Source organism: Sneathiella sp. (assembly GCF_041689005.1).
Lineage (GTDB): Bacteria > Pseudomonadota > Alphaproteobacteria > Sneathiellales > Sneathiellaceae > Sneathiella.
Genome location: NZ_JBDNHC010000033.1, coordinates 1 through 19,997, shown reverse-complemented (window position 1 = coordinate 19,997; position 19,997 = coordinate 1). Strand labels below are relative to the sequence as shown.

At 57.1% G+C, this 19,997-nt stretch carries 18 protein-coding genes; 11 read left to right on the top strand and 7 right to left on the bottom strand.

From position 1 onward, the window contains the following. Nucleotides 1-20: 20 nt before the first annotated feature. Genes uraD through ACESNI_RS04215 form a run of 3 tightly spaced genes read right to left on the bottom strand, consistent with a single transcriptional unit; the run spans nucleotide 21 to nucleotide 2,205 of the window. Nucleotides 21-533: a 2-oxo-4-hydroxy-4-carboxy-5-ureidoimidazoline decarboxylase gene (gene uraD / locus ACESNI_RS04225; protein ID WP_373085222.1), complete on the bottom strand. Its 513-nt coding sequence runs from the start codon at nucleotides 531-533 to the stop codon at nucleotides 21-23. Continuing rightward, nucleotides 530-1,462, bottom strand: a complete 933-nt coding sequence (gene puuE, locus ACESNI_RS04220) for an allantoinase PuuE (RefSeq protein ID WP_373085221.1) — start codon at nucleotides 1,460-1,462, stop codon at nucleotides 530-532. Before puuE ends, uraD begins: the two co-directional genes overlap by 4 nt. Further along, the gene (locus ACESNI_RS04215) at nucleotides 1,459-2,205 is read right to left on the bottom strand and encodes a GntR family transcriptional regulator (RefSeq protein WP_373085220.1); all 747 of its coding nucleotides are present in this window, start codon (nucleotides 2,203-2,205) and stop codon (nucleotides 1,459-1,461) included. The genes puuE and ACESNI_RS04215 overlap by 4 nt, the downstream gene beginning before the upstream one ends. A 158-nt stretch (nucleotides 2,206-2,363) precedes the next feature. Here ACESNI_RS04215 and uraH point away from each other — a divergent pair, with 158 nt between their 5' ends. The 11 genes from uraH to ACESNI_RS04160 all read left to right on the top strand — a co-directional run bounded on the left by uraH (nucleotide 2,364) and on the right by ACESNI_RS04160 (nucleotide 15,986). Further along, on the top strand, nucleotides 2,364-2,717 hold the full coding sequence (gene uraH / locus ACESNI_RS04210; RefSeq protein ID WP_373085218.1) for a hydroxyisourate hydrolase: 354 nt from the start codon (nucleotides 2,364-2,366) through the stop codon (nucleotides 2,715-2,717). 66 nt (nucleotides 2,718-2,783) lie between these two features. After that, complete coding sequence (gene xdhA, locus ACESNI_RS04205; RefSeq protein ID WP_373085217.1) at nucleotides 2,784-4,250, top strand: xanthine dehydrogenase small subunit; 1,467 nt, start codon at nucleotides 2,784-2,786, stop codon at nucleotides 4,248-4,250. Next, on the top strand, nucleotides 4,243-6,597 hold the full coding sequence (xdhB, locus tag ACESNI_RS04200) for a xanthine dehydrogenase molybdopterin binding subunit (protein ID WP_373085216.1): 2,355 nt from the start codon (nucleotides 4,243-4,245) through the stop codon (nucleotides 6,595-6,597). Before xdhA ends, xdhB begins: the two co-directional genes overlap by 8 nt. Next, nucleotides 6,594-7,640: a xanthine dehydrogenase accessory protein XdhC gene (xdhC, locus tag ACESNI_RS04195; protein ID WP_373085215.1), complete on the top strand. Its 1,047-nt coding sequence runs from the start codon at nucleotides 6,594-6,596 to the stop codon at nucleotides 7,638-7,640. Before xdhB ends, xdhC begins: the two co-directional genes overlap by 4 nt. A gap of 84 nt (nucleotides 7,641-7,724) precedes the next feature. Continuing rightward, the gene (locus ACESNI_RS04190; protein ID WP_373085214.1) at nucleotides 7,725-9,278 is read left to right on the top strand and encodes an ABC transporter ATP-binding protein; all 1,554 of its coding nucleotides are present in this window, start codon (nucleotides 7,725-7,727) and stop codon (nucleotides 9,276-9,278) included. After that, nucleotides 9,268-10,344 carry an ABC transporter permease gene (locus ACESNI_RS04185; protein ID WP_373085213.1) on the top strand — a complete coding sequence of 359 codons (1,077 nt, stop codon included), beginning with the start codon at nucleotides 9,268-9,270 and terminating at the stop codon, nucleotides 10,342-10,344. The genes ACESNI_RS04190 and ACESNI_RS04185 overlap by 11 nt, the downstream gene beginning before the upstream one ends. After that, the gene (locus ACESNI_RS04180; protein ID WP_373085212.1) at nucleotides 10,344-11,273 is read left to right on the top strand and encodes an ABC transporter permease; all 930 of its coding nucleotides are present in this window, start codon (nucleotides 10,344-10,346) and stop codon (nucleotides 11,271-11,273) included. The genes ACESNI_RS04185 and ACESNI_RS04180 overlap by 1 nt, the downstream gene beginning before the upstream one ends. Before the next feature lie 49 nt (nucleotides 11,274-11,322). Next, nucleotides 11,323-12,405, top strand: coding sequence for a BMP family ABC transporter substrate-binding protein (locus ACESNI_RS04175; protein WP_373085246.1), 1,083 nt, complete (start codon nucleotides 11,323-11,325; stop codon nucleotides 12,403-12,405). A gap of 91 nt (nucleotides 12,406-12,496) precedes the next feature. Next, nucleotides 12,497-13,504: an adenosine deaminase gene (locus ACESNI_RS04170; protein WP_373085211.1), complete on the top strand. Its 1,008-nt coding sequence runs from the start codon at nucleotides 12,497-12,499 to the stop codon at nucleotides 13,502-13,504. Between the two features lie 4 nt (nucleotides 13,505-13,508). Beyond that, a complete protein-coding gene (locus ACESNI_RS04165; RefSeq protein WP_373085210.1) occupies nucleotides 13,509-14,696 on the top strand; it encodes a cysteine desulfurase family protein in 1,188 nt (395 codons plus the stop codon). Between the two features lie 84 nt (nucleotides 14,697-14,780). Next, nucleotides 14,781-15,986, top strand: coding sequence for a urate hydroxylase PuuD (locus ACESNI_RS04160; protein ID WP_373085209.1), 1,206 nt, complete (start codon nucleotides 14,781-14,783; stop codon nucleotides 15,984-15,986). Nucleotides 15,987-15,991: 5 nt separating this feature from the next. Here the strand turns inward: ACESNI_RS04160 and ACESNI_RS04155 are convergent, their stop codons facing one another. From ACESNI_RS04155 to ACESNI_RS04140, 4 genes are all read right to left on the bottom strand, one after another. Continuing rightward, nucleotides 15,992-16,798: a GNAT family N-acetyltransferase gene (locus ACESNI_RS04155; RefSeq protein ID WP_373085208.1), complete on the bottom strand. Its 807-nt coding sequence runs from the start codon at nucleotides 16,796-16,798 to the stop codon at nucleotides 15,992-15,994. Nucleotides 16,799-16,969: 171 nt separating this feature from the next. Further along, nucleotides 16,970-18,187 (bottom strand): serine hydrolase domain-containing protein, encoded by a 1,218-nt coding sequence (locus ACESNI_RS04150; protein ID WP_373085207.1) that lies wholly within the window; start codon nucleotides 18,185-18,187, stop codon nucleotides 16,970-16,972. Nucleotides 18,188-18,221: 34 nt separating this feature from the next. Continuing rightward, a complete protein-coding gene (locus tag ACESNI_RS04145) occupies nucleotides 18,222-19,067 on the bottom strand; it encodes an ureidoglycolate lyase (protein WP_373085206.1) in 846 nt (281 codons plus the stop codon). Nucleotides 19,068-19,098: 31 nt separating this feature from the next. Further along, nucleotides 19,099-19,997: NAD(P)-dependent alcohol dehydrogenase (locus tag ACESNI_RS04140; protein ID WP_373085205.1), on the bottom strand; the 899-nt coding region annotated here is incomplete at its 5' end.

The window sequence follows — 19,997 nt, the reverse complement described above, 5'->3', positions numbered from 1 at the left end:
GGGGACGTACGCCCCGAATTCTATCGTTCCATAAGCCGGAACTGCGCAATTTTATCAATTTCCGCAAGCGCCGTCTCAAATTCCCGTTCAGGCGAATTTTTAAGCCGCGCCTCAAATCCGGCGAGGATGTCATGGCGATTGCTGTTCTTCACTGCCATGATAAAGGGGAAACCGAATTTCTCCCGATAGGCATTATTACAGGCCTGGAACACTGTAAATTCCTCTGGGCTGCATTCAGCAAGACCGGCCCCTGCCTGCTCAAAACTTGACGCCGAGGTCAATTCACCGCGAACCGCCGCCTTGCCGGCCAGATCTGGATGGGCCTCTATCAGCGCGCATTTTCTATCCATCCCGGCAGTGGCGACGATGTCAGCCATCATCGCCGCAAGTACCTCGACCTCATCATGACGCCCGGTTATTCCCCGCGCCCAGGCTGCCTCTGCCACCCACGGAGAATGCTCGTAAACATCCCCGAAAGCCTCAATAAATTGAACCTTGTTCATTTTACTAGGTGATGTTCCAAATCTGGTCATTTTTTTGCCGATCCAATGCCCGGCGGATGTTCGGCGTACCAGTGACGGGCAATATCTATCCTGCGGCAGAACCAAACATCCTCATGCCCGGTTGCATATTCCAGAAACCGTTTCAGCGCGGCGATCCGTCCAGGCCGCCCGACAAGGCGGCAATGCATCCCGACAGACATCATCTTCGGGCTGGTGGCCCCCTCCTCATACAGGGTATCGAAGCTGTCTTTCAAATAGGTGAAATACTGGTCACCGCAGTTAAATCCCTGAAAGGAGGCGAAGCGCATGTCGTTCACATCGAGGGTATAGGGGATGATCAGCTGGCTGCGCCCGGCCTCCTCGATCCAGTAGGGTAGATCGTCATCATAGGCATCGGCATCATAGAGGAAGCCCCCCTCTTCGGCGACTAGTCGTCGCGTATTCGGGCTGGTCCGGCCCGTATACCAGCCGAGCGGCCGCGCGCCGGTTAAATTCTCAATAATCGCGATCGCCTTCTGCATATGTTCGCGCTCGACCGCCTCGGGCACATATTGATAGTCAATCCAGCGATATCCGTGGCTGCAGATTTCGTGACCGGCCTCGACAAAGGCACGGGCGACATCAGGATGGCGCTCCAGAGCCATAGCAACGCCAAAAATCGTGAGCGGGAGGTTGAATTTCTCGAACAGTTTCAAGATCCGCCAGACCCCGGCGCGGCTGCCGTATTCATAGATCGATTCCATACTGATATGGCGGACGCCCGGCAACGGCACAGCGCCGACAATCTCCGACAGGAACACTTCCGAGGCCGCATCGCCATGAAGAATGGAATTTTCACCGCCCTCCTCATAATTGAGGACGAACTGAACAGCAATCCGCGCCCCGTTCGGCCATTTCGGATCGGGCGGATTGCCGCCATAGCCGATGAGGTTACGGGGATAGATTGACGGTTCGGTCACGATGTCGGCTCCTGGTTTTTCGAAGATCTGGAGAATATCGCATGAAGATCGCTTTTCGGCGTCTCGCCGTTCAGGCTCAGCTTGTCCTCACAGGCTTGTAAATGGACATGCATGACGGCAACCGCCCGCTCCTCGTCCGGCGCTGCGAGGGCATCAATAATATCAGTATGTTCATCACAGTTGCAGGCGGACAGGTTGCCTTTCTGATATTGCACGATAATCAGCGAGGTTCTGGACACCAACTCCTTGAGATAGGCATACAGTGTCTGACTTGCAGCAATGGTCGCCAGCTTAAGGTGAAAATCTCCCGATTGCCGTACCCAGGCCTGATGGTCTCCGGCATTCAGGCTATCTTGTTCCGCCGCGACCATGTGGCGAAGATCGGCAATATCGGAGGCCGTCCGCTTTTGTGCGGCAAGACGGATGATCCCCTCCTCGATCAAGTGGCGGGCCTGCAGAACCTCATGCGCCTCCTCCGGGGTCGGTTCGGCGACGAAGGCACCGCGGTTGGGATGAATGCGCACGATCCGCTCATGGGCGAGGCGCTGCAGCACTGCCCGGACGACAGTCCGGCTAACGCCGAATATCTCGCCAAGCGTGTCCTCCGACAGCTTCGTACCGGGGGCAAGGCGCTGCTCAAGAATGGCGGCGAACATTTCCGCGTGAATATGCTCGTTCGGTGCGGCGCTGCGGGCCGATGTCCCGGCGATGTTCAAAGCGACTGTTGGGGCAGTCCTGCGCATAAATAATCCTTAACCTGCGTATTTCCCTTCCGTCATTTATACAATATATTATATTATTGTATACAAAATAAATAAATTATGTAGACAATGTGGGCACGGTCATGCAAAGCTTTTTTAGGCCCCAGCCGGGACAAAGGCTGGGCATCCTGGGGGATGATATGGGCAAACTGACGACGCATGTTCTGGACACGGCCACGGGAAGGCCGGGCGGCGGCATCGCCATCGACCTCTACCGCATTTCGATGAATGACCGAGCCTCGCTCAAAACGGTTACCACCAATGCTGATGGCCGCTGCGACGGACCGCTCCTGGAGGGCGCGGCGTTTGAAGTCGGCCAGTATGAGATGATTTTTCATGTTGGGGGCTATTTTAACAAGCAGGACGGGCCACTTGCAGCCCCCCCCTTTCTGGACGAGATTGTTGTGCGGTTCGGAATATCCGATGCAACCGAACATTATCACGTCCCACTACTGGTTTCCCCCTATAGCTATTCGACCTATAGGGGAAGTTAGAATTGTCAGGATTTCGCGCACAGGATAAATTTGATATAGTGGCGAAAAGCGGTTTCGGAGTTGAACATGCGCAATAAATTGAGATTTGTTCACCGCGGTGAGATTGTCGAGTTGGAGAATATCGATCCAACCGAAACCCTGCTCAACTATCTTCGCTATGACAGGGCCCTGACCGGCACCAAGGAGGGCTGCGCCGAAGGCGACTGCGGTGCCTGCAGTGTTGTCCTCGGCGATCTTCACGACGGCGGCCTTCGGTATCAAGCGGTCAATGCCTGCATCCAGTTCCTGCCGATGCTGGACGGCAAGGAGATAATCACGGTGGAGGACCTGAAGGCGTCGGACGGTACCTTGCATCCGGTTCAGGAGGCGCTCGTCGCTGCCAACGGAACCCAATGCGGGTTCTGCACACCGGGCTTCGTTATGTCAATCTTCGCCGAGATGCATACCGGCCGCACGCCCGATCGCGGTCATATCGACAATATTCTCGCCGGAAATCTCTGCCGCTGCACCGGGTATGGCCCGCTTATCCAGGCGGCACAAGACATTGCCCGCGCCGACCTGCGCGACCAGTTTCACGACCGCGCCTCTGCCACCACGGCGCTGCTCCAAACCCTGCAAAAAGACGAAAGCCTATCCCTCACGGGGGCGGACCGGCACTATTTTGCCCCCAAGACGACGGACGAGCTTGCCGGACTACTTGAGCGCTTTCCCGAGGCCACAATTCTGGCGGGGGCCACCGATGTCGGGCTCTGGGTCACCAAGCAACATCGCGACCTCCCTTGCGTTATCCATATCAGCCAGATCGCCGAACTCCGGCAGATATCGGAGGAGAAAAACCAGCTCAGCATCGGCGCCGGTGTCAGCTATAGCGAGGCCTGGTCGCAGCTTGCCGGATATTATCCCGATTTCGGCGAACTGATCCGCCGCCTTGCCTCAACCCAGATTCGCAACAGCGGGACAATCGGCGGCAATATCGCCAACGGTTCACCGATCGGCGACACACCCCCTGCCCTGATCGCGCTGGGCGCCCGGTTGCGGCTGCGCTCGGCCACGGGAACACGGGACATCGCGCTTGAGGATTTTTTCATCACCTATGGCCAGCAGGACTTGAGGCCCGAGGAATTCGTCGAAAAACTATTTGTGCCGCTTCCGGACGGGAACAGCCGCTTTGCCGCCTATAAACTTTCCAAACGCTTCGATCAGGATATTTCTGCGGCCTGTGCCGCCTTTCGCCTGACCCTCGACGGGTCCCGCGTCAAGGATATCCGCATCTGCTATGGCGGAATGGCGGGAACGCCGGCGCGCGCGCACCAGACCGAAAAAGCCCTGATCGGTACCGAGTGGTCGGTCGCCAGCATCGAGGCCGCGCTACCCATGATGGCCGAAGATTACCAACCAATGAGCGACATGCGCGCGAGCAAGGAATACCGGCTGATGAGCGCGCAGAACCTGCTGAAGAAATTCGCCATTGAGACGACAACGCCAGGGGTCGCCACCCGCATTGTTGGAGCAGGGGGGCTTGCCTATGCGTAATCCTCCGGCGGGCACAACCGAAATTCGCGGCCGGGTGAATGGCGGGATTGTCCATGACAGCGCGGCAAAGCAGGCGGCGGGCGAGGCGCACTATATTGACGATATCCACGAACCGAAAAACCTGCTGCATCTTTATATTGCGCAAAGTAAAAAAGCCCATGCAAAAATCATAAAGCTTGATGTCGCCAATGTCCGCACACGGCCCGGTGTTGTTACCGTGCTGACGGCAGAGGACGTGCCCGGGATCAATGATGCCTCCCCCATCGCCGGGGACGACCCGGTGTTTACCGACGGACTGGTCGAATATGTCGGGCAGGCCCTGTTCGCGGTCGTCGCAGAGACCTTGGAGCAGGCCCGCGCCGCCGCCGCCCACGCCGTCATTGAATATGAAGAGCTTCCAGCGATCATCACCGTCGAGCAGGCAATGGCCGCCGGATCTTACGTGCTGCCGAGCCGCGAGATCAAGCGCGGCAATGCCCGTGACGCCATCAACGCAGCAGAACACAAGATAAGCCGGACGTTCGAGGTCGGTGGGCAAGATCATTTTTATCTTGAGGGGCAAGTCGCCCTTGCCCTTCCCGGCGAGGACGGGGATATCTTCGTCTATTCCTCAACCCAGCATCCGACGGAAGTCCAGCATAACGTCGCCAAATTTCTCGATCTGCCCGATAACGCCGTGACCGTGCAGGTGCGGCGCATGGGCGGGGCCTTTGGTGGCAAGGAGACGCAAGGAGCCTGGTTCGCGGCCATGGCGGCCCTCGCCGCCGCCAAGATCGGCCGCCCCGCCAAAATCCGCCTTGATCGCGACGATGACATGGTGATGACCGGCAAGCGCCATGATTTTGTTGTCAAGTTCGAGGCCGGCTTCGACAAGGACGGACGGGTGAGCGGGGCGGAGTTCATCCTCGCCTCCCGCTGTGGTCGCTCGGTTGACCTCTCCGCCTCCATCAATGACCGCGCCATGTTCCATGTCGATAACTGCTATTATTTCGAGAATGTCACCATTACTTCCCATCGCTGCAAAACCCACACGGTCTCCAACACCGCCTTTCGCGGATTTGGCGGGCCGCAAGGTATGCTGGCGCCGGAACGGATGATGGATGTCATTGCCACCTATCTTGGCAGGGACCCACTGGAGGTCCGCAAGATCAATCTCTATGGCAAAAAAACACGCAATATCACACCCTACCAGATGACGGTAGAGGATAATATCGCGCCAGAGATTATAAACGAGCTTGAGAAAAGTGCAGATTATGTGAACCGTCGGGTGGCCATTCGCGCCTTCAACGAGACCAGCCCCTACCTGAAAAAAGGCCTGTCGCTGACGCCGGTCAAGTTCGGCATTTCCTTCACCGCCACCCATATGAACCAGGCGGGCGCCCTGCTCCATGTCTATACGGACGGCAGCGTGATGATCAATCATGGCGGCACCGAGATGGGCCAAGGGCTCTATATCAAGGTCGCGCAGGTCGTCGCCGAGGTCCTGCAGGTCGATATTGACCGGGTAAAGATCACCGCCACCCGCACTGACAAAGTGCCGAACACCTCACCGACCGCGGCGTCCTCCGGGGCTGACTTGAACGGCAAGGCGGCCGAGGCAGCGGCCCAGACCCTGAAAGACAGGCTCATCACCTTTGCCACTGCCCATTATAATGTCGCTGAGCATGAAATACATTTCCTGCCGAACCGCGTTCGGATCGGCGCGACGGAGATCACTTTCACCGAGCTGGTCCAGCAGGCCTACCTCAACCGGATCTCACTGTCGGCAACGGGATATTACCGCACCCCGAAAATTCATTACGACGCAGAAACCCTGACCGGGCGGCCCTTTTACTATTTCGCCTATGGGGCGGCCCTGTCGGAGGCAGTCGTCGATACCCTGACCGGGGAGAACAAGATTACCGCGGTGGATATCCTCCATGATGCGGGCAAGAGCCTCAATCCCTATGTCGACCTTGGCCAGATTGAGGGCGGCTACATTCAGGGCATGGGCTGGCTGACGACGGAGGAGCTTTTCTTCGATGCCGAGGGCAACCTTAAAACCCATGCCCCCTCCACTTATAAGATACCCGCCTGCAGTGACCGCCCGGCAATCTTCAACATGAAAATATTTGACGCCGGTGAAAATGTGGAGGAGACGATCTACAAATCCAAGGCGGTCGGCGAGCCGCCGCTCATGCTGGCCATCTCCGCTTTCAACGCCATTGCCGATGCGATCTCCAGCGTCTCGAACTACCGCCTTTATCCCGACCTTGATGCCCCGGCGACGCCGGAACGGGTCCTGAAGGCGGTTCAGGACATGGCGGACGCGGCGCGGCAAACGCCCGTCGTTGAAGCTGCACAATGAGTGACTGGCGCGACATATTTTCGGCCCTGAGGGCAAACGAAGACCCCGCCGTGCTGGTGACGGTTGGCGCTGTCAAGGGCTCGACCCCGCGCGAGACCGGCGCCCAAATGCTGGTGACAATCACTGCCACCGTCGGCACCATCGGCGGCGGGCGGCTTGAGTATCTTGCGACGGCGGAAGCGCGGGAGCTGCTCAAGGCACCGGATCGGGAGGCAGCGATCCTCACTTTTCCGCTCGGCCCGGAACTCGCCCAATGTTGCGGCGGCCATGTCAATATTCTGCTCGGCAGACTAACCGATAGCGACATAAAATTATTTAACCAGTTAAATGAAAATATAAAGGGTTCGCTGCTTCTGTCCCATTGGTCGAAGGATGCCTGCCGCCGCCGGATCGTTCTGCAAGAGGACGCCGCGATCTATCTCGACAAGCCCTTGCAGGCAGCCATTGATCGGCGCCGGAACCAGCCCGGCGCGGAGATTGTCATTGCCCCCGGCGAGACCGGGTTTACGCTGGTTCAGTCTTTTTCTGATGCGGAATTTCATATCACCCTGTTCGGCGCGGGCCATGTGGGCAAGGCGATCGTCCAGGCCCTGTCGCCGCTGCCCTGCGCCCTCACCTGGGTGGATATGCGCGCGGACGAATTTCCGCAAGTCCTGCCCGGCAATGTCACGAAACGGCTCACCGACAGTCCGGCTGGTATCGTCACGCAGCTACTCTCGGCCGACTTTAATCTGGTGATGACCCATAGCCACCAGTTGGACCTCGAGATATGCAAGGCCTTGCTACGGCAGGCGCCGCCGGATGCCTATATCGGCTTGATCGGCTCAAAGACAAAAAAGGTAAAGTTTGAGAAGCGCCTCGCGCAGCGCGGGTTCGATGCCGGAACCATCGCCCGGATCACCTGCCCGATCGGCCTTGACGGGCTTACCGGCAAGCGTCCGGCGGAAATTGCGGCGAGTGTCGCCACTGATTTGCTGCTCCGGCACCAGCAGCGGGCGGCAGAATGTGTTCGAGTAAAGTCAACAGGTGCAAATGGACCGTAAATATGGTTTGCTGAGAAATAGCTGATCGAGGACGCAATATCTACAGGGGATGTAACGCGTGCGTGAACAGGAAGCGAGGGGTGAATGACGGGGAACAGCGCCGAGACGCCGCAGTTGGAATTGCGGGGGATTACAAAAGCCTATCCGGGCTGCCTGGCCAATGATCATATTGATCTGAAAATCATGCCCGGCGAAATCCATGCCCTGCTCGGCGAAAACGGTGCTGGCAAAAGCACGCTCGTCAAGACCATCTACGGCGTTCTTCAGGCCGACGAGGGGGAGATTTTCTGGGAAGGCGAATGCGTAAAAATCTCGAGCCCGCATGCGGCCCGGAAAATTGGCATTGGTATGGTCTTTCAGCATTTCTCACTATTTGAAGCCATGACCGTTACCGAAAATATCGCCCTCGGCATGCCCGGACGGCAGGACATGAAGGCGCTGGAAAAACGGATCATCGAAATTTCCACCAGCTACGGCTTGCCGCTCGAACCCCATCGCCAGGTTCATACGCTCTCGGTCGGGGAAAAACAGCGCATCGAGATTGTCCGCTGCCTGCTACAAAGCCCGAAGCTCCTGATCATGGATGAGCCCACCTCCGTTCTCACCCCGCAGGAAGTTGACAAGATGTTTGAAACGCTTCGGCGGTTGTCCACGGAGGGCGTTTCCATTCTCTATATCAGTCACAAACTCGACGAGATCAAGGCGCTATGCCACAAGGCGACGATCCTACGCGGTGGCAAATATATCAGCGAATGCGATCCGACGCTTGAAACCGCCAAAAGCCTTGCGGAAATGATGATTGGCACCGATTTACATGCACCAAAACGTCAAACGGAGGGAGCCTCCGGCCCGGTTCGTCTAAAAGTCCGTAACCTCAGTATCGATGCGGATATCGAGTTTGGCTTCAATCTCACTACGATTAACTTCGAGGTGCGCGGCGGCGAGATTTTCGGCATCGCCGGAGTTGCCGGAAACGGCCAGATTGAGCTGTTATCTGCCCTCAGCGGCGAGACCATCTGCCGCGATGCGGAGGCCATCCAGCTCGACGGAAAATCCATCAGCCAGTTGGGGCCAAACGGCCGCCGCAATCTCGGTCTTGCCTTCGTGCCAGAGGATCGGCTCGGGCATGGATCGGTGCCGGAAATGACACTGGCCGAGAATGCTTTCTTGAGCGGTTTCCGGCGCAAGAACCTCCTTAAGGGCGGTTTTATCGACAAGGGTGCCACTGCCATTTATGCCGAGGATATTGTCGCTAAATTCGATGTCCGCACCCCGGGAATAAAACACACGGCGAGCAGCCTGTCCGGTGGCAACCTGCAAAAGTTCATCGTCGGACGCGAAGTGCTGCAGCAGCCAAATGTGATTATCGTCGCCCATCCGACCTGGGGCGTCGACGCCGGGGCCGCTGCGGACATCCACCAGACGCTGATCAACCTGGCCGAACAGGGAACGGCTGTTCTCGTCGTCAGTCAAGACCTCGATGAATTGTTCGCCATCAGCAGCCGCATTGCGGTGATTGCCGACGGCAGGCTGTCGGTTGCCCGCCCCCTCAGCGAAATCACACTTGAGGAAATCGGCCTGCTGATGGGCGGTGCGAATGGCACTACCGCCGAGGGAGGGCAGGCTCATGTTGCTTAAGATTGAGAAGCGCAGCGAGTATTCGAGGGCGATGGTATATGTCACTCCTTTGCTCGCGCTTGTCCTAACAATGCTGAGCAGTATCGTCCTGTTCCATATTCTCGGGGTCGATCCGGTTGACGCACTTGTCAATTTCTTCGTCGCGCCGCTCAATTCTGCCTACGGCCGGTCGGAACTATTCGTGAAGGCGACGCCGCTGATCTTGTGCGCGATTGGGCTTTCTGTGGGCTTTCGCGCTAATGTCTGGAATATCGGCGCCGAGGGACAGTTGACGATCGGCGCCATTACCGGCAGCGCGCTGTTCATTTACTTTCCCGATACCGACAGCATCTTTCTCCTCCCGGCAATGATCATTTTAGGTGCGGTTGGCGGAGCGGCGTGGGCGGCGATACCGGCCTATTTCAAGACCCGGTTCAATGCCAATGAAATCCTGACCAGCCTGATGCTGGTCTATGTCGCCCTGCTTTTGCTATCGCTGCTGATCCATGGGCCGTGGCGCGATCCTGCCGGTTATAACTTTCCCGAATCCCAGACCTTCAGCGACAGCGCCACCATGCCTATCCTGGTATCCGGCACCCGTCTGCATTTTGGTACACTGCTGGCACTCCTAGCGGTTCTCGGTACCTGGATCATGATGGCCCGCACACTCATCGGGTTCCAGATCAAGGTGATCGGTGCCGCCCCGACGGCGGGTGGGTATGCCGGGTTCAGCCAGAAAAAGATCGTCTGGTTTTCCCTGCTATTCGGCGGCGCCATGTCGGGTATTGCCGGTATCTCGGAGGTTAGCGGCCCGATCGGACAGCTGCTACCCAGCATTTCGCCAGGATACGGTTTCACGGCGATCATCGTCGCCTTCCTCGGACGGCTGCATCCGGTCGGCATTTTTTTCGCCGGGTTGCTGATGGCCCTCACCTATCTTGGCGGCGAGACAGCCCAGATCAACCTTGGCTTGCCCGTCGCGGTCACCGGCGTGTTTCAGGGTATGATTCTGTTTTACCTGCTCGCCTGTGACGTCCTTGTCCATTACCGTTTCCGCCTGAACACAGCGAGAAAGGCCGCCTTGTAATGTCTGGATTTGATTGGATCGTCCCGGTTATTCTCACCATCATCACGGCAGCAACACCCCTCGTATTTGCAAGTCTAGGCGAGCTTGTCACTGAGAAATCCGGCGTCCTCAATTTGGGCGTTGAGGGCATGATGCTGATCGGCGCGGTCAGCGGCTTCATGACCGCGACGGTTAGCGGGAGTTATATCCTCGCCATCATTGTTGCTGCTGTTGCCGGAGGGATCATGGCATTCCTTTTTGGCATCTTGACGCTGTCGCTTATGGCGAACCAGGTGGCGACCGGGCTCGCGCTTACCCTGTTCGGTGTCGGATTAAGCGCGCTGATGGGGCAGGCCTTTGTCGGACAACCCGTGCCGCCGCTGCCTCAACTGGACATTGCCGGGCTGTCGGACCTGCCTTATATTGGCCCGATCCTTTTTGCACAGGATGCGCTGGTCTACCTGTCGTTCGTTATGGTCGCCCTCGTCAGCTGGTTCCTCTACAAAAGCAAAAGCGGGCTGATCTTACGGGCCGTCGGTGATTCCCATGACGCCGCCCACTCCATCGGCTATTCGGTGATCGGTATCCGCTATCTTGCTGTCATCTTCGGCGGCGCCATGTCGGGCATCGGCGGCGCCTATCTTTCCCTCGCCTATACACCAATGTGGGCGGAGAATATGACCGCGGGCCGCGGCTGGATCGCGCTGGCGCTGATCGTATTTGCCACATGGAAGCCGGGTTTAGTGCTAGTCGGGGCCTATATGTTCGGCGGCATCACAATTTTGCAGTTGCATGCACAGGCAGCCGGACTTAACGTTCCCTCACAGATCCTTTCGATGCTTCCGTACCTGGCAACTGTGATCGTACTGGTTCTGATCTCAAAAGACCAATCCAGAATCAGAAAACATGCGCCAGCCTGTATCGGAAAAATATTTCACCCGGCGGCGTAACGAAGTAAAAATACGCACCAATTTACTCAAGTTTAAGGAGAAACACATGATGCTAAAACAACTTTCTGCCGTGATTGGCACTGCCGCCATCGTCGGCAGCCTGCTCATCGGGGGCGCTGCCGCCGCCGATGAGAAAGCGAAGGTCGGCTTCATCTATGTCGGCCCGGTTGGTGACTTTGGCTACACCCATCGCCATGACGTCGGCCGTCAGGACATGCAGAAGGCTCTAAACGATAAGGTGGAAACAGGTTTTGTCGAAAGCGTAAAAGAAGGCCCGGATGCGGAGCGCGTTATCCGGAAGATGGCCTCCGAAGGATATAAACTCATTTTCACCACCTCCTTTGGCTTCATGAACCCGACGCTGAAAGTCGCGAAGCAGTTTCCGGATGTAAAATTCGAGCATGCCACCGGCTATAAGCGCGCCGACAATGTCGCCACTTATTCCGCCCGCTTCTATGAGGGCCGCTATGTGGTTGGCAAGATCGCCGGGAAGATGACAAAAACCAATGTCATCGGTTATGTTGGCTCCTTCCCGATCCCGGAAGTTGTGCGCGGTATCAATGCGGCGACCCTCGCTGCCCGCAGCGTAAACCCGGATGTCGTCGTCAAGGTCGCCTGGGTTAATTCCTGGTATGATCCGGGCAGAGAAGGGGATGCCGCCAAGGCCCTCATCGATCAGGGTGCGGATGTTATCTTGCAGCATACGGACAGCGCCGCCCCCATGCAGGTCGCCGAGAGCCGAGGTGTTTGGGCGGTTGGACAGGCGTCCGATATGGCCAAATTTGCGCCAAATTGGCAGCTGACCGCGATTATCGATGACTGGGGCGGGTATTATATCGAGAGGACCAATGCAATGCTCGACGGCACCTGGAAGTCCGAGGATACATGGGGCGGCTTCAAGTCAGGCATGGTCAAGCTGGCGCCATATAATAAGAAACTGCCGGAGGAAGTGGTCAAGTTGGCCGAGGATACCCGCAAGGGCATCGAGGATGGCTCAATCCAACCCTTTGCCGGTCCGTTTAACAAGCAGGACGGTTCTGTCGGCGCGGCCGAAGGCACCGCCCTCGATGACGGCACCCTGCTCGGCATGAACTGGTATGTTGAAGGTATTGAAGGCAACCTGCCGAAGTAACGGCGTTATCTGCCATACTCAGCCCCGCCGTTCTTGATCAGATCGGCGGGGGTTTTATTTTATGCTGCAAACCATCACAACGGAGAGCGCAATGACCGATCTGACAGATTTCATCAACTCCATGCCCAAGGCTGAATTGCACATGCATATTGAGGGCAGCCTGGAGCCGGAACTGATGTTCGCGCTCGCTAAACGAAACAACATCTCCCTGCCCTTTGCCTCCGTCGAGGCGGTAAGAGAGGCCTATCAATTCTCCAACCTTCAGGATTTTCTCGATATCTATTATCAGGGAATGAGCGTTCTCATCACTGAGCAGGATTTCTACGACCTGACGTTTGCTTACCTCACAAAAATACATAGCCAGAATGTCATTCATACGGAGATATTTTTCGATCCTCAAGGGCATACGGCGCGCGGGATCAGCTTTGACACCGTCGTGAACGGCATCAGCCGGGCGCTCGCGGCGGGACAGGCGGAATATGGCATCACCTCGGCGCTTATCCTATGTTTCCTCCGCCATTTGAGTGAGGAGGAGGCCTTTGCAACCCTGGATCAGGCAATTGCCCATAAGGATCAGATCATCGCCGTCGGGCTTGACTCCTCCGAACTCGGTCATCCGCCTTCCAAATTTGCGCGGGTCTTTGCCAAGGCGAAGGCCGACGGATTCCTCGCCGTCGCCCATGCCGGGGAGGAAGGCCCGCCCGACTATGTCCTTGAGGCGCTCGATATTCTTAAAATTGACCGGCTCGACCATGGCAACCGCTCGCTTGAAGATGACGCGCTCTGCGACCGGCTCGCGGCCGAGCAGATGGCCCTGACCGTCTGTCCGCTTTCCAACCTGAAACTCGCGGGCGTTGACGATATGCGCGATCACCCGATCCGGAGAATGTTGGAACGGGGATTGAAGGCAACGATCAATTCCGACGATCCGGCCTATTTCGGCGGTTACATCAACGAAAATTATCAGGCAATCACCGATAGTCTCAATCTCACACGCGACGATATTCTCGTTCTAGCACGCAACGGGTTCGAGGCGAGCTTCTGCCCTGACACGCGGAAACAGGCGATGCTGGCACGCCTTGAGGCCTATAGCGCCTGACCCGATGACCGACGATGACCGACAGCCCCGGCAAATAATTTTTGAGGGCAAGCCCCTAACTCTGCCAATTTATCTCGACCATCAGGCGTCGACGCCGGTGGACGAACGGGTGGCCGACGCTATGGCCCCTTTTTGGCGAGACGGAGTTGGCAATCCCCATAGCATGACCCATGCCTTTGGTGCACGAGCCCGGGACGCCATCGAAATCGCGCGCACGGAAATTGCCGCACTAATATCCGCCAACCCTCATGAAATAATCTTCACCTCCGGCGCGACAGAGGCAAACAACCTCGCCCTCCTCGGGATCGCTCGGGCAAACGCCGGCGCGCGTCATATCATCTCAGTCACAACGGAGCACGAAGCCATCCTGCGCCCACTAGAGGCTCTCGCCGAGGAAGGGCTCGATATCACCCTGCTGGCCGTGAACAGTACCGGACGTATTAATCTTGATGCCCTCGAAGTAGCGATCCGACCTGAAACCCTGCTTGTCTCTGTCATGGCTGCCAATAATGAAACTGGGACATGCCAGGATTTAGCGGCGATCGGCGCCATCTGTAAAAAGCACGGGGTGACCTTTCACAGCGATGCTGCGCAAGGTCTAGGCACCGAAAAAATCGACGTTGAGGAATTCCATCTCAGCCTTCTTAGCTTGTCAGGACATAAATTATATGGCCCTATGGGCATCGGTGCGCTCTACGTCCGTGACCGAACCCGGATCAAGCCACAGGTTGTGGGCGGCGGACAAGAACGAAATCTGCGGGCAGGAACACTTCCGACCGCCCTCTGTGTCGGACTTGGGGCCGCCTGCCGAATCATCGGGGCTGAGCGCGGGCGCGATGCGCAGCATCTCCGACAGCTTCGCGAGAGCCTGCAATCCTCATTGAGTGCGAGTTTAGGCGAGCAGGTGCAGTTCAATGGCGAGGAAGCCCCGCATATTCCCGGATGCCTGAGTGTTACACTCGTCGGTGTGGACGCCGAAGACCTGCTGCACGATCTGCCCGCACTTGCCCTGTCAACGGGCTCCGCCTGCACGTCATTGCTATCCGAACCGTCCCATGTGTTGCGAGCGATGGGATTGAGTGCGCGTGAGGCCGCAGCAACGATCCGGGTCGGGTTTGGGCGCTCTACCACCAAGGCAGAGGTTCAGTATGCCGCGTGTGAAATCATCCGCGCCTGTCAGAATCTCACATAAGTAAATGTTATATCCCTAGAAATTGCCAGAGACAAAAATTTGCGGCAATATTGGACGGGATCTGTTGCGAGGGGACAATCGGCGATGGAAATGGACATTATGGAATGGGTACAGATGGCAATCCGCTGGATCCATATTATTACCGGAATTGCCTGGATCGGGGCCTCCTTTTATTTTGTCTGGCTCGATATGAACCTGACCCCGCCGGTCAAGGACGGATACAAGGACAAGGCCGGGGTGGGCGGCGAGCTTTGGGCTGTTCATGGCGGCGGCTTTTACGAGGTACAGAAATACCGCCTCGCCCCGCCGGAAATCCCGCCGGTCCTACACTGGTTCAAATTTGAGGCCTATTTCACCTGGATCAGCGGCTTTATCCTGCTGACCATCCTGTATTACTTCAGCGCTGACATTTACCTGATTGATCGCAGCATTGCCGATATTTCACGAGACGCTGCCATCCTTATCGGGCTTGGGGCAATTGTTGGCGGCTGGATCCTCTATGACCAGCTGTGCAAATCTCCGCTGATCAATAATCAGGCTCTGTTTGGCGTGATCCTGTTCGTCCTGCTCACCCTTGCGGCCTATGGGCTATCGAAAGTGTTCAGTGGCCGCGGGGCCTATATTCATATCGGCGCGATGATCGGCACGATTATGGTGGGCAACGTCCTGATGGTCATTATTCCGGGCCAGACAGCGATGGTCGCCGCGGCGAAAGAGGGCAAAACGCCCGACCCGAAACCCGGCCTCTGGGCCAAACAGCGTTCGCTCCATAACAATTACTTCACTCTGCCTGTGCTGTTTATCATGATCAGCAACCATTACCCGATGACCTTCGGCAATCAATATGGCTGGCTTCTGCTGGCCGGGATTTCTCTCGTCGGAGTGCTGGTTCGGCATTATTTCAATATGAAGAACCAGGGCCGGGCGAAGCAGGGATTTTTCCTGCTGCCGCTTGCGTTCGTGCTATTTTTCCTTATTGCCTATGCCGCCGCCCCGAAATCATCGGACGAAGCGCCGACGGAAAAAATATCCTTTACACAAGTCGAGGAGATTATCCATTCGCGCTGCACCAGTTGCCATGCGGCGAAGCCAGCGAACAAAGATTTCGCCACACCGCCAAAGGGGCTCAAGCTTGAAACCCCCGCCCAGATCGCCGGCGCGGCAACCCGTATCCGCCAGCAGGCCATTGATACCCATACTATGCCGCTCGGCAATATCACGAAGATGACCGATGATGAGCGCGCTCTCATCGGCTGGTGGATTTCACAAGGCGCCCACCGGGATAATTAGGGCCGTCAGGCCGCGAAACCTGGCGCAACGCCCTCCGTGCGGTTGCGGGCGAAATGACGGATATATTTACCGGTCACGTTTTCGGTTTCGACGACGACGCAAACGTCAATTGTGTTAAACTGCCGGTCAATGACCGCGCCGTCCCCGATATAACCACCAAGCCGTAGGTAGCCTTTCAGTAGCGGCGGCAATTCGGCCTGAGCCTTTTCCCGGTCAACCTCCTTCTTTTGCAGGACATTCATCGGGATATACCGATCGTCCAGCGCGCGCGGGCGGAGGTGGCCCGGCGCCTTGTGGAAATGGTGCAGATAGGAGAGAACCCGCGCCTGTTCCTTGAGGTTGATGCCGTGAATACTGCCGCAGCCAAACATAATCTGGATATCATGCTCGAAAATATAGGCGGCAATGCCCCGCCATAAAAGCTGCATGGCCCCGCGGCGGCGATAGGCGGCATCGATACAGGAACGGCCAAGCTCCATGATCTCGCCGGGAAAGGCATGTAGATTGCCGAGATCAAATTCGTTCTCGGAGTAAAAGCCCGAGAATTTTCGCGCCACGCTGCTGCGCAAAAACCGGTAGGTGCCGACGACACAGGGCCCGCGATTGTCACTGCGGTCAAGATCGATAACCAGCAAATGGTCGCAAATCTCGTCATACCGATCAACATCCCGGGCAAAAGCCCGGCATTGCGGCGTCGGCGTCGCCCCCATTTCCTCATAAAAAATACGGTATCTCAGGCTTTGCGCCGCGTCGACATCGGCGGCGCACTGGGCCAGGCGCAGTTCGAGATTATTAAATTGCAATGTTTCCACGATAAACTCCAATACATTACAGAGATTATCGCGTTTATCGCCGCACGCTGTTGCAGGGACATGTCCATTCAGTGACAGAACGGTTGTTGTTTGATGGCAGTTTTAAGACAGAGCCTTCACAACCACATAGCCGATCTCGACATTAAACCTTTGCATATCGCGGACAGGCGCCTAGTCGATAAGCGCCTGATAAACCAGGGAGCGGAGTTCCTTGCGCAAGGGGTAATGGCTGCTCGGCATCAACTGGGTGAGATAGATGATCGTCAGGTCCTCGATCGGGTCCACCCAGAAAACGGTACTGGCCATGCCGCCCCAGCCGAAATCACCGACGGAGCCCATCATCTGAGAACGTGTCGGCTCCAGCATGACCCAACCACCCAGTCCAAACCCAACACCGATGAAAGAGACTTCCGAAAACAACGGCTGGCCGTTCAGGGCGAGATCGCCTTCCAGGTGATTGCGGGTCATGAAATCAACCGTGCGGCTGCCGAGCAGCCGGGCATCGCCCAGCACCCCGCGTCGCCGCAGCATCTCGGCAAATTTAAAATAGTCCCCGGCGGTGGAAATCAGGCCACCGCCACCCGAATAGCATACCGTTCTTCCAGCAAGGAAGATGCTTTTCTCGCGCGCATCCATGAGCTTGAGGCTCCCGTCCCCGGAGACACCATAGGCCGAGGAATAGCGCCCCACCTTGTCCTCGGACACATCAAAGGCGGTATCGGTCATGTTGAGCGGCCCGAAGATATGTTCCTCGAAGTAGCTTTTCAGGTCCTGTCCGGAAATCACCTCGACTAGGCGCCCGACCACATCGGTGGACACGCCGTAATTCCAGCGCGTGCCCGGATCGAACAGTAACGGCATGCCGGCGAGTTTATCGACCTGTTCCGCCAAGGTGCCCCGGCGCGGCCCAAAATCCATCTTCGACTCCGTATAATGGGTGCCAAGAGTGCCTTCATTGAAGCCATAGGTCAGGCCGGACATATGGGTCAGCAGGTGGTGAACCGTCATTTTCGTCGTCGCGGGTTCCGTATCGTCGATATTGCGCGCGCCGAGGCGCAGGACCCGCATATCCTTAAAGGCCGGGATGAAATCCTCGACCGGATCGTCGAGGTGGAACAGACCCTTTTCAAACAGCATCATCAGGGCGACGGAGGTGATCGGCTTCGTCATCGAATAAAAGCGCACCAGGGTATCGTCTGCCCACGGCAGATTATTTTCGACATCCGCCAGGCCGACGGATTTGGAATAGGCGATTTTTCCACCGCGGGCGATTATGGTTTGCGAGCCCGCGAGCTTGCCCTCCTCCACATAGCGGTCCATCCAGTCGGTGACATATTCCAGCCGGTCGGAACTGAAGCCAATACTTTCGGGCGATTTGATTGCTTTCATGTTGAATATCCTGATGTTTTCTGTTTTGGCAATATCATGCCTGTATGGTTGTCTGTTCCTGCGTGCCAAGGCCCTCGACTGCAAGCTTCATGACCTGTCCGGCCTTCAGGAAAATTGGTTTCGGCTTCTGTCCCATCCCGACACCCGGCGGCGTTCCCGTGGAAATCACGTCGCCGACATTAAGGGTCATGAACTGGCTGAGATAGGAAATAATGGTGGCGACACCAAAAATCATCGTGCCGGTATTGCCGTCCTGACGGCGGACGCCGTCCACCTCCAGCCACAGATTGAGGTTCTGCGGGTCTGGCACCTCGTCGCGGGTGACCAGCCACGGACCGATGGGGCCAAAGGTATCGTGGCTCTTGCCTTTCGTCCATTGGCCCAGCCGCTCCGACTGGAAAGACCGTTCCGACACATCGTTTACCGTGCAATAACCGGCCACATGGTCAAGCGCCTCAGCCTCAGTAATATATTTTGCCCGTTTGCCGATGACAATGCCAAGCTCGACTTCCCAGTCGGTCTTCTGCGATGTCCTCGGGATTTCAACGTCGTCATTGGGCCCGCAGATTGCCGATGTGGTTTTCATGAAGACAATGGGTTCGGTCGGGACCGGCTGTCCGGCCTCCGCCGCGTGATCCGAATAATTCAGGCCGATACAGACGAATTTGCCGACCGCGCCGACGCAAGGTCCGATCCGGGAGCCATCGCTGACAACCGGCAGGGTCTGCACATCGACGGCGCCAAGTTTTTTGAGCCCGGCATCGGTGAGGACATCCCCGGATATATCGCCAATGATCGCCGACAGGTCGCGGATCTGGCCCGCTTCGTCCAGCATGCCCGGCTTCTCCTGACCCGCGGACCCGTATCGTAACAACTTCATTTTACTCTCCTGCTGGCGGCCGTGTCGCGGCTTAAATTGAAATAACTATTTTTCCGAAATGCGTCGCGCCTTCCATGTGGCGATAGGCGTCCCTGGCGTCCTTGAAATCGATCACGCTGTCGATAACGGGGTGGATATCGTTCTGCTCAAGCGCGGCGTTCATTCTGACGAACATATCACGCGGCCCGACATATATTCCCTGCAGCCGAACCGATTTTTGCATGATGGGGGTCGGATTGATTTGGCCTCCTGTCAGAACACCGACGAGAGAAATTCGCCCGCCGACCTTGACCGCCGCAATCGATTTTTCAAGCGTGCCCGCACCCCCGACCTCGACCACCAGATCGACACCGTTGCCACCGGTCAGGCGGAGGACCTCCTGCTCCCACTCCGGATTCTTCCGGTAATTGATGAGCTCATTTGCCCCGAGGTCCGCGGCCCGTGCCAGCTTCTCATCACTGCTGGAGGTGAGGATCGTGCGAATGCCGAAAGCCTTGGCCATCTGCTGAGCAAAGACAGAGACGCCCCCGGTCCCGAGCAGCAGAGCGGTATTTCCGGGTCTTGCACCTCCCGCTTCGATCAGGCAGTTCCAGGCGGTCAGGCCAGCGCAGGGAAGCGTCGCCGCCTCTTCAAAGGATAAATTCTGAGGAATAGGAAGCGCGCTCCGCTCGGTCATTAAGGCGTATTCACAGAGCAGTCCTTCGGCTGTGCCGCCTCGGGCACAGGCCCTTGCCGCGGCGCTGATATCCCCGCACGACCAGTCCTCGAAGAAGGTTCCGACTATGCGGTCGCCCGCGTTGAAGTCCGTGACCCCCGATCCTACTTCCTCGACAATTCCAGCCCCATCAGAGTTGGGAATGCGGGGTTCAGTGATACCCCGGGCGGCCGCATGCTTGACTGTCATCAGATCGCGGTAATTGATGGCGTTCG

Bases quoted from the DNA above. Each gene is read 5' to 3' on its own strand.
- uraH (WP_373085218.1), top strand. From the start codon at position 2,364: ATGGGCAAACTGACGACGCATGTTCTGGACACGGCCACGGGAAGGCCG.
- ACESNI_RS04175 (WP_373085246.1), top strand. From the start codon at position 11,323: ATGCTAAAACAACTTTCTGCCGTGATTGGCACTGCCGCCATCGTCGGC.
- ACESNI_RS04180 (WP_373085212.1), top strand. From the start codon at position 10,344: ATGTCTGGATTTGATTGGATCGTCCCGGTTATTCTCACCATCATCACG.
- xdhA (WP_373085217.1), top strand. From the start codon at position 2,784: ATGCGCAATAAATTGAGATTTGTTCACCGCGGTGAGATTGTCGAGTTG.
- xdhC (WP_373085215.1), top strand. From the start codon at position 6,594: ATGAGTGACTGGCGCGACATATTTTCGGCCCTGAGGGCAAACGAAGAC.
- ACESNI_RS04150 (WP_373085207.1), bottom strand. From the start codon at position 18,187: ATGAAAGCAATCAAATCGCCCGAAAGTATTGGCTTCAGTTCCGACCGG.
- ACESNI_RS04185 (WP_373085213.1), top strand. From the start codon at position 9,268: ATGTTGCTTAAGATTGAGAAGCGCAGCGAGTATTCGAGGGCGATGGTA.
- ACESNI_RS04190 (WP_373085214.1), top strand. From the start codon at position 7,725: ATGACGGGGAACAGCGCCGAGACGCCGCAGTTGGAATTGCGGGGGATT.
- ACESNI_RS04215 (WP_373085220.1), bottom strand. From the start codon at position 2,205: ATGCGCAGGACTGCCCCAACAGTCGCTTTGAACATCGCCGGGACATCG.
- ACESNI_RS04170 (WP_373085211.1), top strand. From the start codon at position 12,497: ATGACCGATCTGACAGATTTCATCAACTCCATGCCCAAGGCTGAATTG.
- xdhB (WP_373085216.1), top strand. From the start codon at position 4,243: ATGCGTAATCCTCCGGCGGGCACAACCGAAATTCGCGGCCGGGTGAAT.
- uraD (WP_373085222.1), bottom strand. From the start codon at position 533: ATGACCAGATTTGGAACATCACCTAGTAAAATGAACAAGGTTCAATTT.
- ACESNI_RS04160 (WP_373085209.1), top strand. From the start codon at position 14,781: ATGGAAATGGACATTATGGAATGGGTACAGATGGCAATCCGCTGGATC.
- ACESNI_RS04145 (WP_373085206.1), bottom strand. From the start codon at position 19,067: ATGAAGTTGTTACGATACGGGTCCGCGGGTCAGGAGAAGCCGGGCATG.
- ACESNI_RS04165 (WP_373085210.1), top strand. From the start codon at position 13,509: ATGACCGACGATGACCGACAGCCCCGGCAAATAATTTTTGAGGGCAAG.